Origin of the sequence: Streptomyces sp. NBC_00457 (assembly GCF_036014015.1) — a bacterium.
GTDB lineage: Bacteria > Actinomycetota > Actinomycetes > Streptomycetales > Streptomycetaceae > Streptomyces.
In genome coordinates this window covers 3,375,025-3,389,234 of the sequence record NZ_CP107905.1, presented here as the reverse complement: position 1 = coordinate 3,389,234, position 14,210 = coordinate 3,375,025, and the positions used below count along the sequence as shown (strand labels likewise).

11 protein-coding genes are annotated in these 14,210 nt (G+C 68.0%); 10 read left to right on the top strand and 1 reads right to left on the bottom strand.

Annotated elements, in window-relative coordinates; all coding sequences use genetic code 11:
* Positions 1–4 precede the first annotated feature (4 nt).
* Together OG828_RS15240 and OG828_RS15235 are read left to right on the top strand one after the other, a co-directional pair.
* The gene (locus OG828_RS15240; RefSeq protein ID WP_328501443.1) at positions 5–886 is read left to right on the top strand and encodes a sugar phosphate isomerase/epimerase family protein; all 882 of its coding nucleotides are present in this window, start codon (positions 5–7) and stop codon (positions 884–886) included.
* 128 nt (positions 887–1,014) lie between these two features.
* A complete protein-coding gene (locus OG828_RS15235) occupies positions 1,015–3,315 on the top strand; it encodes a ricin-type beta-trefoil lectin domain protein (RefSeq protein WP_328504873.1) in 2,301 nt (766 codons plus the stop codon).
* A 69-nt stretch (positions 3,316–3,384) separates the two neighbouring features.
* Here the strand turns inward: OG828_RS15235 and OG828_RS15230 are convergent, their stop codons facing one another.
* Entirely contained in the window at positions 3,385–4,155 is a 771-nt protein-coding gene (locus OG828_RS15230) for a FadR/GntR family transcriptional regulator (protein WP_328438308.1), read from the bottom strand.
* A gap of 156 nt (positions 4,156–4,311) precedes the next feature.
* Between OG828_RS15230 and OG828_RS15225 the strand changes: the two genes are divergently transcribed.
* The 8 genes from OG828_RS15225 (at position 4,312) to OG828_RS15190 (ending at position 14,188) form a co-directional block, all read left to right on the top strand.
* Positions 4,312–4,635 carry a hypothetical protein gene (locus OG828_RS15225; RefSeq protein ID WP_328438306.1) on the top strand — a complete coding sequence of 108 codons (324 nt, stop codon included), beginning with the start codon at positions 4,312–4,314 and terminating at the stop codon, positions 4,633–4,635.
* Between the two features lie 40 nt (positions 4,636–4,675).
* The gene (locus tag OG828_RS15220; protein ID WP_328501442.1) at positions 4,676–5,086 is read left to right on the top strand and encodes an enolase C-terminal domain-like protein; all 411 of its coding nucleotides are present in this window, start codon (positions 4,676–4,678) and stop codon (positions 5,084–5,086) included.
* The gene (locus OG828_RS15215) at positions 5,083–5,313 is read left to right on the top strand and encodes a hypothetical protein (RefSeq protein ID WP_328355870.1); all 231 of its coding nucleotides are present in this window, start codon (positions 5,083–5,085) and stop codon (positions 5,311–5,313) included. Before OG828_RS15220 ends, OG828_RS15215 begins: the two co-directional genes overlap by 4 nt.
* 116 nt (positions 5,314–5,429) lie before the next feature.
* Positions 5,430–6,266 (top strand): RNA polymerase sigma factor, encoded by an 837-nt coding sequence (locus tag OG828_RS15210; RefSeq protein ID WP_328501441.1) that lies wholly within the window; start codon positions 5,430–5,432, stop codon positions 6,264–6,266.
* A gap of 584 nt (positions 6,267–6,850) precedes the next feature.
* Positions 6,851–8,329 carry a ricin-type beta-trefoil lectin domain protein gene (locus OG828_RS15205; protein ID WP_328501440.1) on the top strand — a complete coding sequence of 493 codons (1,479 nt, stop codon included), beginning with the start codon at positions 6,851–6,853 and terminating at the stop codon, positions 8,327–8,329.
* Between the two features lie 391 nt (positions 8,330–8,720).
* Complete coding sequence (locus tag OG828_RS15200) at positions 8,721–11,642, top strand: glycosyl hydrolase family 95 catalytic domain-containing protein (RefSeq protein WP_328501439.1); 2,922 nt, start codon at positions 8,721–8,723, stop codon at positions 11,640–11,642.
* Positions 11,643–11,914: 272 nt separating this feature from the next.
* Positions 11,915–12,949 (top strand): ricin-type beta-trefoil lectin domain protein, encoded by a 1,035-nt coding sequence (locus OG828_RS15195; RefSeq protein ID WP_328501438.1) that lies wholly within the window; start codon positions 11,915–11,917, stop codon positions 12,947–12,949.
* A 201-nt stretch (positions 12,950–13,150) separates the two neighbouring features.
* Entirely contained in the window at positions 13,151–14,188 is a 1,038-nt protein-coding gene (locus tag OG828_RS15190; RefSeq protein WP_328501437.1) for a glycoside hydrolase family 5 protein, read from the top strand.
* Positions 14,189–14,210 lie beyond the last annotated feature (22 nt).

Genomic DNA, 14,210 nt, shown 5'->3' with positions numbered 1-14,210 from the left:
TCCGGTGTACACCATCGGTGTCAACCCGTGGGTCTGGGCCTCGCCGGTCGACGACGAGGCCATGGCCGAACTGGTGCCGCGGATCGCCGCGTTCGGTTTCGATGCGGTCGAGCTGCCGATCGAGCAACCCGCCGACTGGGACCCGGCCCGCACCCGGGACCTGCTGGCGGCGTACGGCCTGCGCGCGGTCGGCGTCTGTGCGGTCACCTCGCCCGGACGTGACCTCGTGAACGCCCCGCCGGAGGTCGTCGCCTCCACCGTGGCGTACCTGAAAACGTGTGTGGACAGTGCGGTGGCTGTCGGCGCGCCCTGCGTCGGCGGCCCGGTCTACGCCGCGGTGGGGCGGACCTGGCGCATGTCACCGGCGGAGCGCGCGGCCTGCTACGCGGACGTCCGCCGCGCCCTGCGACCCGTGGCCGACTACGCGGGGGAGCGGGGCGTGAGCATCGGTGTGGAGGCCCTCAACCGCTATGAGACGAGCGTCGTCAACACGGTCGAGCAGGCGGTGGAGCTGATCGACGGCCTGCCCGCGAACGTCGGTCTCATGATCGACACCTATCACATGAACATCGAGGAGGCCGACCCCTACGAGGCGCTCGTCACGGCTGGTCCGCACATCAAGCACGTCCAGGTCAGCGGCACCGACCGCGGCGCCCCGGGCGCCGACCACTTCGACTGGCCACGCTTCCTCGCCGGCCTGGCCACGACCGGCTACGGCGGCGCGGTGTGCATCGAGTCGTTCACCGCGCAGAACGAGGCCATCGCTACCGCGGCCTCGATCTGGCGACCGCTTGCCCCGTCCCAGGACACCCTCGCCCGTGACGGGCTGTCCTACCTCCGAACCGTCCTCCGCGGACTGGAGAACGCTCCCTCGCACGCCGAGTAGCCGGTCGCGCCGTCATCCCTTCCGCCCGGGAACCGCCATAAGGAGAAAACGTGTTCACCACTCTCAGTTGGATACGAAGGCGACTTCTGGCCGTAGCCGCCACAGTCGGTTTGACCGCGACCGCCGTGATGGCGTCCCCCGCGCCCGCATCCGCGGCTCCCCTCACTGTGTACGTCTCGCCGTCCGGCACCGGCACTGACTGTTCCAGCGCGCAGCCGTGCTCACTGACAGCCGCGCAGACGGCGGTGCGATCGCTCAACGACTCCATGTCGGACGACATCGTGGTGCAGTTGGCCGACGGTGTGTACCGGCTGGCCCAACCCTTCCGGCTGACGGCGGAGGACTCCGGCTCAGGCGGCCACACCGTCGTGTGGCAGGCCGCCCCGTCGGCGCGTCCGGTGATCACCGGTGCCCGGGCGGTCACCGGCTGGTCGGTGGCCGACGCGGCCAGGAACATCTGGCGGGCCGACGTGCCCGCCGGTCTCGATGCCCGGCAGCTCTATGTCGACGGCGCCGTCGCCACCCGGGCACGCACACAGGTGAACAGGGCCGACTTCACGGCCTCCAGCGCCGGAATGAGGTTCTCGAGCGGTGCGCTGAGCTATCTGAACAACCTGGCCGACCAGAGCCGGATCGAGGTGGAGAGCGTCAACTCCTTCACCGACCGGTACTCGCCGGTGCAGAGCATCAGTGCGAACTTCATCACGATGCAGCAGCCGGCGTGGAACAACAACAACTTCGGCTACGACACCCTCATGCGGCCACACCGGGCCGGTCCGTTCTACCTGTCCAACGCGTACGAGTTCCTGGACTCGCCCGGCGAGTGGTACCTCAACCCCACGGCCGGAGCCTTGTACTACATCCCCCAGGCCGGGCAGAACATGAGCACCGCCGGCGTGGAACTGCCGACGCTGCAGTCGCTGGTCAACGTCGGGGGCACGTACAGCGAGCCGGCGCACCACATCACGTTCAGCGGGATCACCTTCACCGGTACGAGCTGGCTGGGCCCCAGCAGCAACCAGGGTTACGCGGACCAGCAGACCGGCGCGTACATCGCCGGCAACTGGAACTGGCCGAGCTTCGACTCCTGCCACAACGGCTGCACGCAGTTCGAGGCCGCCCGGCCACACTGGCTGCAGATGCCGGCCGCCGTGCAGATCTCCGCCGCCAACACCATCACCTTCAGCGACTCCCGGTTCGTCAACCTGGGCCAGACGGCCATCGGTATCGGCAACGACGCCAACGCGCACGCCAGCGGCGTCGGCCTGGGCGCCAGCAATATCACGGTGACCCGGTCGGAGATCGCCCGGAGCTCAGCCGGTGGCATCCTCGTGGGCGGCGTGCGCGCCGATGCCCACCACCCCGGCGACCAGCGCATGGTCAACAGGGACATCACGATCAGCAACAACCGCATCCACGACCTCGGGGCGGACCACCGGGGCATCGTCTCTGTCCTGACCACGTACGTCACCAACAGCACCGTCGCCCAGAACGAGGTCTACAACATGCCGTACTCCGGCATGTCGATCGGGTACGGCTGGGGCGCCAACGACGCGGGCGGCAGCAACCACTATGCCAACCGCGGCCTGTACAACTACCAGCCGCGCTACACGACGCCGACCACCGCGTCCAACAACCGGCTCATCGGCAACTACATCCACGATGTCATGCAGCAGATGAACGACGGCGGCTGCATCTACACGCTCGGATGGAACCCGAGCGCGCTGATCAGCCGGAACCACTGCCTGCGGACCAACGGACACTTCGGGGTGTACTTCGACGAGGGCTCGAAGTACTACACGGCCACCAACAATGTCTTCTCGAGCACCGGTACGTGGGCGACGGCCAACTACTGGGGTGGCGAGAACATGGGGAACTGGACCGTCACCAACAACTGGTCGACCAACGGCAGCACGAACGTGACCAACGGGGACCGCGGCAACGTGGTCTCCGGCAATGTCACGGTCACCAATGGCAACTGGCCTTCCGGTGCCCAGGACGTGATGGCGTCCGCCGGACCGCAGGGCACCACCCCACCGCCGCCCACGGCTCAGATCGTGGGCGCGCAGTCCGGCCGCTGCCTGACCGTCCCCGGCTCCACTACCGCCAACGGCACCCAGACCCAACTCTGGGACTGCACCGGCGCGGCCGGCCAGACCTGGACCTACACCGCCGGCAAACAACTGACCGTGTACGGCAACAAGTGCCTCGACGCCAGCGGAGGCGGCACCACCAACGGCACCCCGGTCATCATCTGGGACTGCAACGGCCAGAACAACCAACAGTGGAACGTCAACCCCAACGGCACCATCACCGGCGTCCAGTCCGGACTATGCCTCGACGCCAACGCCGCAGGCACCGCCAACGGCACCAGAACCACCCTCTGGTCCTGCCACGGCGGCACCAACCAGCAGTGGGCACTGCGATAGCGGAATCAACGCCTATCCGCTCCTTTTGAGACAGGCCCCGACAGGTGAAGTCGTCAGCAGCACCATCCTCTAACGTCGCAGCGCGGTCGGCTCGCCCGGCCCGCTGCGGCGCACCACCCACGCCTCGGTGATGTGGGTGAACATCGCCTCCGCCGCACCCTTGGGGTCGTGCGCGGCGATCCGCTCGTAGATGCGCCGATGGCCCTGGTTGGACGTGACGCAGAAGGCGCGGCCGGTTCGGCCCATGTAACGGGCGGAGTTGATGACCTGGCGCTCCAGCGAACGGACCACGGCTCGGCTGATGCGGTTCCCCGACGCCTGCATGACGGTGTCGTGGAACGCCCGGTCCTCTTCGTGGTACGAAGCGGGGTCGTCGACGAGCTCATCCATCCGCTCCACCAGACTGCGCAGCTGGTCGATCACCTCGGCGTTCGCCAGGCGGGCGGCCACGTTGGCCATATCGGACTCCAGCACGCGGCGGGTCGCGACGAGGTGATCGAGGACGGCCAGGCTCTCGTCTCCGGCGATGGTGGCGCCGAGGACCAGCTCGTCAAGCATGTTCCACATCGCCGGCGGGGTAACCATCGTGCCGGTGCCTTGGCGGATCTGCACCAGCCCCTTCTCCTGAAGAACCTTCACCGCCTCGCGGACCACGGTGCGGCTGACCGAGAAGGTCTCGCAGAGCACGGGCTCGGGGGGTAGCGGCGAACCGGACGGATGGACTCCACGGACGATCCGCTCCACCAGCTCAGCCGTGACCGCGGCGGCAAGGTTCGCCGGGCGCCGGCTCCAGGCGGGGGCCTGCGAGGCCTCTGCCGATGACTGCGGTACTGCCGTCATGACAACCCCCGGGATCCGTGCCTTACCACGAATGCTCGCCAACTATAGGGCATCCGGTTGACGTCATACGTCATACGAGTTACCTATGTCATACGAGTTGCGTTCCTCCTCAACCTCAACTGCCGGACAGCCGGTCACCTCAGGAGTGGGGCAGCAATGAAGCAGCGGACACTGTGGGCGGCGAGCTGCGGAAGCGTCTCCGACTCGGATTCGGCGTCCGGTGGTCCGCAGGGCAAGCTCGTCGTGCTCGACGCCGGCATCGGCTACGCCGTCGCGAAGTGGACCAAGGACCCCAAGGTCGCCGCCGACCGCACCGTGGACGTCTCGAGCGGTGGACCGGCCGTCGCCACCACCGTGTCCGAGCTCGACCGTGGCAAGCCCGCAGACCTGATGGGGCGGCTGTCTCAGCAACTGCTGAGTGGATCGGTCACGGTCGACGCGCCGGCCAAGCAGCCGGCGGCGTCCGACCAGGCGGGCTGAGGCCATGTCACCCATTGGTTCTGGTGGCAGCGGCCCTGACGTGGAAGCCGGGCATGCCGGCGTGGTGTTCGGCACGGCGTTGTGGGACATCAACGCCTACGCCTCCGGCCTGGACATCGAGCGTGACCGGCACCGGCTGTTGCTCGAGTCCTGGAGCCGCAAGCAGGCGGTACGCCACGTCGGTGAATCGGCACGCACACTCGACCTGACCTGGATCGAGGAGCCGATCCGGCGCTGGGACGCCGATGGCCCGGCCGCTGTCAGCCGTGGCGTACGGACAGCGGTCGCCAGTGGGGAGGACCTCACCGGCCCCGAGCAGTTCCGCCCGCTGATCGCGGCGGGAGGCGTCGAGCCGGAGCAAGCCGGCCGGCGGCTGTTCGCGGTCACCCCTGGACCATGCCGCTCCACCGCGGAAGGCACGTTCGACACCATAGGGATGGAGGATCGATGAAAGCGGTTGTCCACCGCGGGGCCCGCACCCTCGAGATCGAGAGCCGGGTCGCCGAGGCGTTACGCGCGGACCCCCAGCGCGACCAGGCGCTCCTTGACCGGATTCAGGCCGGTCGCAGGAGACGCGCCGACGATTTCGCCGGGGCCACGGTGTTCCACGCCTCCCCGGCGTCGGACTGTGTCAACGGCATCGTTCTTCCCGTTGATGGCGGACGGCTGGGGCGATGATGGGCGGCCCAGCATTACCAGCCGGCCGCGCCCGAGTCGATCGTGCGTGCGAAACCGAGGGTGGCGATGTCCGCGGCACCTGGGGCGGCCTCGCCCGAGGCAACGTGTATGGGCTCGTGAGGCGAGCCGGCCGAGCCGATGAGACGAGCCTGGTCGTCGCCGCACAGGCCGGCGATCCACGAGCGCTCGACGACCTGGCCGCGACGTACCTGCCGCTGGTATACGCGATCGTGCGCAGGGCACTGGGTGAGCTTGCGGACGTCGACGACGTGGTGCAGGAGACGATGCTGCGGGCACTTCCTGAGCTGCGCACGCTGCGCGCCCCGGAGTGCTTCCGGCCCTGGCTGGCCACGATCGCGACACGACAGATCAGCACCCATCTGCACCGGCGGCAGGCGGACGCCGAACGGACGGCCCCCCTCGACGAGATGGCCGACCCGCCGGACGCCGACGCCGAGAACCTGGCCCTGATCCACGTCGAGCTGTCCGGTCATCGCCGAAAGACCGTACGCGCCAGTCGATGGCTCGACCCGGACGCCCGGGCGCTGCTGTCGCTGTGGTGGCTGGAGACCGCGGGCCGGCTGACGAGGGCGGAGCTCGCGGCGGCGCTGGGGACGAGCGTCGCTCACGCGGGTGTGCGCGTCCAGCGGATGCGCAACCAGCTGGAGCTGAGCCGGTCACTCGTCGCCGCGCTGGAAGCCAGCCCCCGGTGCCCACTGCTGACCGCCGCGCTGGGGGGCTGGGACGGCGTACCGAGCACGCTGTGGCGTAAGCGCATCACCCGGCACACCCGATCCTGTGCGGACTGCGGCCGGACCGCCGACGAACTGGTGCCCCTTGAGCGGCTGATCGTCGCCCTGGCGCTGCTCCCCGCCCCGCTGGTCGCCGTCGTGATGTCGGCGAACTCGCCTGAGGGCCGCTTGAGTCGGCACCCAAGTCTTCGCGTTCGGTGACGTCACCGTGCTTTTCGGCACTACGGCGACTGCGACTGTTCAAGCCGGCCGCCGATAACAAAAACTGCCGTGATTTACACGCGTCCGCCACTCCAATTCGCCGCCTGAAATGGTTATGAGGGGTGGCCGCCAATAGTCCCGCTTCTTCGGTTAGTTGCACGACGGCCAAGGCCCACATGTATCGACGACTCCCTCTTGATTGGACCATGGCGATCTGACAATCTTCTGGTCGTCGACGCATAACGTGCCTCATTCATGACCTGTGAAAGCGGAAGCCAAAAGCGATCTACGGATTGCTGATGTCAACACAGTTAAGTGGCTCCGACTTCGAAGGGTGCCGGTGATGAGCGAATTCGTGCACTCGGCTGATCCGCCGCGGCGGATGGGGCAACTCACCGAGGCTTTCCAGGCGCCAACGGCAGCGGCATGACGCTGACATGCTCGCTGCGCGAGCGATCTGGGAGGGGGCCGGCGCGGAGAGGGCAAGCTCCGCGCCGGCTCGGCCGGCTGCCGGCAGGCGGCCGAGGTCAACAGATCATGCACAGCGCAGACGTGACCACACCGCAAACCGGGAAGGCACGACCATGCCGCACACCCATCGCCGGCGCTACCTCGCCCGGGCGCTCGCCTGCATCCTGACCGCTCTCAGCGCGCCCGTGGTCGTCGAGCACCAGGGAGCCTCGCCGGCCGCCGCCGACACCGCCCAGTTCCGCGGCGTCAACTGGGCCCGGCTCGGTGACAACTTCCACGGTGGACCGCTGGTCCTGCACGGATTGAGCGGCTCCGACAGCTACCAGACGGTCGTGGCGAAAGCCAACGCCATCTACACCGGCTTCGAGAACAACCTCGACGCCAACACCGTTCGGCTCCCGATCAACACCTACACAGTCGGGACGAGCTGGTGGAGCGCGTACACGGGCGCGATAGACGCAGCCACCGCGAAGGGATTCAAGGTCGTCCTGTCCTACTGGGAGGACGGGGTGGCCGCCCGCGGCGGTCGCATCGTCGACCCGAGCGCCTTCGACACCATGTGGAACACCGTGCTTGCCCGGTACGGCACCAACAGCCTCGTCTACTTCGAGCCGATGAACGAACCGGGGGGACACAGCGCCGGCGAGTGGGCGAACGTGGTGAGTAACTGGATCAGCAGCCGCCCGTCGATTCCGCGGAACCGCATCTTCGTCAGCGGCGCCGGCCTGAACACCGACATCACATCGATGTGCGCCGACCGCCGCCTTGACGGGACGTTCCTGTCGCTGCACCATTACACGTTCTTCAGCGGCGCGAAGACCTACGACGAGTGGGTGGCGTACCTGCGGAACGCGATCGGCTCCTGCGCCGACCGCACTGTCGTCGACGAGTTCGGCGCGCCGATGGATACCGGGCTCAACTACCACGACGCCGGCAGCACCGACAACTTCGTGCGCTACTTCCGGGCCACCACCACGGTGCTCCGGGAACTGCGGATCGGCTCCATCTACTGGCCCGGGCTGGGCGGGAAGATACGCGCCGGCCAGGGCGACGACTGGTATGCCATGCAGAAACTGCACGGCACCGGTACCAACCTCACGCTCAGCACCCCCAGCGCCGGCGGCCGCGAGCGCCTCAGATACGGCTGGGGCTTGGATGGCGACGTCCCGGCCCCGACCAGCGTGCTGCGGAACGTCAGCACCGGGCGCTGTCTGGACATCCCCGGCGGGACCACGGCGAACATCCAGGTCCAGGCGTACACCTGCGCCAACACGGTTGGCCAGCAGTGGACCTTGACGGCCGGACAGATCACCGCACTTGGGGGCCAGAAGTGCCTGGACGCGTACAACAGCGGGACGACGAACGGCACCGTGGTCGGCACGTGGGCGTGTAACGGCGGCGACAACCAGCGTTGGACGGTGGGCGCTGACGGCACCATCCGCAGCGTTCACTCCGGCCTCTGCCTCGACGTGAACACCGCCACCTTCAAGGTGCAGCTGTGGGCGTGCTGGGGCGGCGACAACCAGAGATGGCAGATCCAGAACACTGACGCGCGACGCGACGCCCGACTCGGCGGACACGGTGGCAGGTGACCGCCGGCCGCGGCCGAGCCGATGGCAACAACGACGCCACAGCAGACGGTCTGCCGGCAGTTCAAGGGTCGTTCTGTTCTACGCGGCGACGAGGTTCGCCACCGGGCGCAAGAACGCGCTCCGTGCGGAGATCAACGGGTCGCTCGGCGCGGTCGCCTTTGACCTGCCCGGCACTCGCTCGCCGCCTCCGCGGTGGCCCACCAGGGTCGTTCAGCGGGTCGCGGCGCGACCGTCGGAGAGCGTAGACCCGTTCGCCGCCGCCGGGCGTCGGTGCGGCAGAGCCGAGCTACCGGACGCCCCGGCTGATCCGAGCGCCCGAGGCGCCGGCGTTCGTTCGCAAGCCGGCGCACCAAAGTCAGTGACCTGTTCCAGTCCGTGAAGGGAGAACGACATGTCCGAGGTGACACGCAGACGGTTTCTCGCCGCCGGGGCGGCGGCTGGAGCAGGGATCGTGCCGGCTGGGTGGACGGCCATTGCCCGGAGCGGCTCGGCCGCGCCGCCGGAGGTTCTGGCCGCGGGCGACCTCGCCCTGTGGTACGACAAGCCGGCCGGCGCGGACTGGCTGCGGGCACTGCCGATCGGCAACGGACGCCTCGGCGCGATGGTGTTCGGCAACGTCGACACCGAACGGCTGCAGCTCAACGAGGACACCGTCTGGGCCGGCGGTCCGTACGACTCCGCCAACATCCGCGGCGCGGCCAACATCGCGGAGATCCGGCGGCGGGTCTTCGCGGATCAGTGGGGGCCGGCGCAGGACCTGATCAATCAGACGATGCTGGGCAGCCCGGCCGGACAGCTGGCCTACCAGCCGGTCGGAAACCTTCTGCTCTCCTTCGGCAGCGCTACCGGTGCGTCGCAGTACAACCGGACGCTCGACCTCACCACCGCCACGGCCATCACGACCTACGCGCTGAACGGCGTGCGGTACCAGCGTGAGGTGTTCGCCAGCGCACCTGACCAGGTGATCGTGGTCCGGCTGACGGCCGACCGGGCCAACTCCATCACCTTCAACGCCACATTCGACAGTCCACAACGGACTACGGTGTCCAGCCCGGACGGGGCCACGATCGCCCTCGACGGCATTTCCGCCACCATGGAGGGCATCGCCGGGCGGGTCCGGTTCCTCGCCCTGGCCAATGCCGCCGTGACGGGCGGCACGGTCAGCAGCTCGGGCGGCACGCTGCGGGTCTCCGGCGCCACCAGCGTGACGCTGCTGGTGTCGATCGGCTCCAGCTACATCAACTTCCGGAACGTCGACGGCGACTACCAGGGGATCGCGCGGAGCCGCCTCAACGCTGCCCGCAACATCGGCATCGACGAACTACGCAGCCGGCATCTCGCCGACTATCAGGCGCTGTTCAACCGGGTGTCGGTCGATCTGGGACGTACGACGGCGGCCGACCAGCCGACCGACGTACGGATCGCACAGCACGCGCAAGTGAACGACCCGCAGTTTTCCGCCCTGTTATTCCAGTTCGGCCGCTATCTGCTCATCTCGTCCTCGCGGCCGGGCACCCAGCCGGCGAACCTGCAGGGCATCTGGAACGACCAGATGGCTCCGTCCTGGGACTCGAAGTTCACCATCAACGCCAACCTGCCGATGAACTACTGGCCCGCCGACACGACGAACCTGTCCGAATGCTTCCTCCCGGTCTTCGACATGATCAACGACCTGACCGTGACCGGCGCCCGGGTGGCCCAGGCGCAGTACGGCGCCGGCGGCTGGGTGACGCATCACAACACCGACGCGTGGCGGGGCGCCTCGGTCGTCGACGGAGCGCAGTGGGGGATGTGGCAGACCGGTGGCGCGTGGCTGGCCACCTTGATCTGGGACCACTACCTGTTCACCGGTGACAACGACTTCCTCCGCTCGAACTATTCGGCCCTGAAGGGCGCCGCCCAGTTCTTCCTCGACACCCTGGTCGCCCACCCGACGCTCGGACACCTGGTCACCAACCCGTCGAACTCTCCGGAACTCGCTCACCACGCGAACGCCACCGTCTGCGCCGGGCCCACCATGGACAACCAGATCCTGCGCGACCTCTTCAACAGCGTCGCCCGCGCCGGCGAAGTCCTCGGCGTGGACGCCACCTTCCGCGCTCAGGCACTGGCGGCCCGGGACCGGCTGGCGCCGACGCGGGTCGGCTCCAGGGGCAATATCCAGGAGTGGCTGGCCGACTGGGTGGAGACCGAGCGGACTCACCGGCACGTCTCCCACCTGTACGGTCTGCATCCGAGCAACCAGATCACCAGGCGCGGGACACCCCAGTTGCACGAGGCCGCGCGGCGGACGCTGGAACTGCGCGGTGACGACGGGACGGGATGGTCGCTCGCGTGGAAGATCAACTTCTGGGCACGGATGGAGGACGGCGCCCGGGCCCACAAGCTGATCCGGGACCTGGTGCGGACGGACCGGCTCGCGCCCAACATGTTCGACCTGCACCCACCGTTCCAGATCGACGGCAACTTCGGCGCCACCTCGGGCATCGCGGAGATGCTGTTGCAGAGCCACAACGGCGAACTGCACGTGCTACCGGCCCTGCCGGCCGCCTGGCCCACCGGAGGCGTGAGCGGACTGCGCGGCCGCGGCGGATACACCGTCGGCGCCGAGTGGAGCAGCGGCCGGATCGTGTTCGTCGTCACACCCGACCGAACCGGTGCCGTCCGGGTGCGCAGTCGGATCTTCACCGGCGACTTCACGCTGCAGGACGCTTCGAGCGGCGAGCCGGTCCAGCCGAAGCGGCTCGAGGCCGATCTCATCGAGTTCGCCGGCCAGGCCGGCACCACCTATCGCGCGTCCGCACTCAGGTCGGGGCCGGTGGAGGCCGGCGTGGCCTATCGGCTGGTGGCCCAGCACAGCGGCAAGGCTGCCGACATCAACGGTGCGTCCACGGCCGCCGGTGCGCGGCTGATCCAGTGGCAGATCACCGCCGGTCTCAACCAGCACTTCGAGTTCCTGCCCTCCGACGGCGGGCACTACAAGATCCGGCTTGGGCACAGTGGTCTGGTCCTGCACGCCGCCAGTAGCAGCAGCGGCGCCGACATCACCCAGCAGCCGGACACCAACGCCGCCGGCCAGCAGTGGCGGACAGTCGACCACGGCGGTGGCGTGATCAGTCTGGTCAACCGGCAGAGCGGCCTCGCCCTGGACGTGTGGGAGGCCTCCACCGCCGACGGAGCCCGCATCTCCCAGTGGGCAGCCACCGGTAGCACCAACCAGCGATTCCAACTCCACCGCATCCAGCCCCAGGGCGAACTGCGGCCCGACCAACCAGGCAGAGCCATGTCACCGAGCAGCGAGGGAGTCGCATGATGTCGATCCATAGATTGTTTGCTTGGCGAGCCGTGGTAGCGGCATTGCTCGCTCTTGCCATGGCCGGCGTGGCAGGAGTCAGCGCTGCGGCCGGCACGTCGCCCACCGCCGGGGACACACGTGCGGGGACTGCCGGATGCGGACGTGCCCCCACACTGACGAACGGTACGCACACGATTCAAAGCGGCGGTAAGAATCGCTCCTTCATCCTGAGCATCCCTGAGAACTACGACAACACCCGCCAATATCGATTGGTCTTCGGATTCCACTGGTTGGGCGGCACCGCCGGGCAAGTCGCCGGCGGCGGAAGCGATGGCGATGTCTATGCCCACTACGGACTCCGGCGCCTGGCGAACAACAGCGCGATCTTCGTTGCTCCGCAGGGCATCAACAACGGCTGGGGCAACTCCGGTGGCGAGGACGTGACCTTCGTCGACGACATGATCAGGCGTATCGAGAACGACCTCTGTGTCGACACCGCGCAGCGCTTCGCCCTCGGGTTCAGCTACGGCGGAGCCATGAGCTACGCACTCGCCTGTGCCAGGCCGGACGTTTTCCGTGCGGTCGCCGCGATAGCCGCGCCCGGGGGGATCAGCGGGTGCAGCGGGGGCACCCAGCCCTTCGCGTACATGGGAATCCACGGCATCAACGACAACATCGGCGCCGGTCGCGGGATGCGGGACAGGTTCGTCAGGAACAACGGCTGTACTCCCCAGAACCCGCCGGAGCCCGCGCCGGGCAGCCGCACCCACATCACCACCGCCTACTCGGGTTGCCGAGAGGGGTATCCGGTCGTCTGGGCCGCGTTCGACGGAGGCCACCAGCAAGGCCCCGTGGACGGGTGCGCCGGCTGTGAGAGCGGCGCCAGGAGCTGGGTCAAGGAAGAGGTCTGGAGCTTCTTCACGGGTGCTGACCCGACCCCGACCCCGACCACATTCCGGCTGCGCAGCCAGTCCGCCGACCGATGCCTGGACGTCAGCGGTGCCAGCTCGTCCAACGATGCCCCGATGATCATCTGGGACTGCCACACCGGCACCAACCAGCAGTTCATTCAGACCGGACAGACCCTGCGGGTGATGGGCAGATGCCTGGACGTGCCGAGCAACGCCGCCTCCGGCGCCCGAGCACGGATCTGGGACTGCACCGGCGGCGCGAACCAGCAATGGAATGTGAACACCGACGGAACCGTCAGCAACGTCCAGACCGGACTCTGCCTGGACGTCAACGGCGGCAGCACCGCCAACGGCGCTGCGGTGATCGTGTGGAGCTGCCACACCGGCGTCAACCAACGCTGGGCCCGAGCGTAAGCAGAAGTGTGAAGGCGGCCGCAGTAGTCGCGGCCGCCTTCATCTCCAGTCCGGTTGTGGGGCGTCATCCTGCGTTCTTGATGAAATTTGATGTGCAGATGTGTTGACCCTTGTTCGAAGTCTCTTCTACTTTGCGGGAGCCACAGAGCCGCCGACCTGCTTGCAGGGTTTCGCGGACGTAACTGCTCAGAAAGGGACGTCGTGTCACGAAAGAACCGTCGCGGGACAGCTTGCCTGGGGGCGTTGCTGGCCGGCGTCACGGCATTCGGCGGGGCCCTTGCCTCCCCCGCGTCCGCCGCTCCCGCAGCCGCCTCCACCCACGCCTCGCCGCCTGTCAGCGCGTTCCAAGGCGTCAACTGGGCCGACCCGCGCGACAATTACGCCGACGACGCGGTCGTACCCTCGGGCCTGTCCACCTCGGACAGTTACGCCACGACCTACGCCAAGTCCCGGGCGATCATCGGCGGGTTCGCCGGGCTCGGTGCCAACACGGTCCGCCTGCCGGTCAATCCGACCTCCGTGAACGGCCCCTTCTGGAAGTCGTACCGGGGCGCGATCGACGCCGCCACCGCCAAGGGATTCAAGGTCATCCTGGGCTACTGGGAGGCCGACAACACCAAGGACGGCAAGATCGACGACCAGGCCTCCTGGGACCGGATGTGGGCGCGGATCACCTCCGCCTACACCCGCAACTCCAGGGTGTACTTCGAGCCGATGAACGAGCCGTTCGGCTACACCGCCCAGGAGTGGACCGACATCGCGGCGAAGTGGGTGACCACGCACCGCAACGTGCCCCGCGACCGGATGCTGATCGGCGGGTACAAGTACAGCGAGGACGTCAAGCCGGTCTGCGCCGATCCGCGCCTCAAGGGCACCCGGATCGCCCTGCACAACTACGGCTTCTGGCACACCGACTGGACCAGCGTCGAGCAGTGGAAAGCGGACTTCAAGGAGCGCATCGGCGACTGCGCCTCGCGCACCATCCTCGACGAGTTCGGCGCTTCCATGACGACCGGCCTGGACTACAACGGCCCGGTCAACGGCTCCAACGAGGTCGCGTACATCCAGGCCGCGACCGACATCATCCGGGAGATGGGCCTCGGCTCGGTCTACTGGCCCGGTCTGCGCAACGGCGACACCTACTCCCTCACCACCCTCCAGGGCACGGGCACCAAGCTCAGCCTGAAGCTGAACAACCAGAGCGGTCTCGACCGGCTGCACTGGGCCTGGAGGAAGTGACGACGCTGCGATAGGTGGGCTT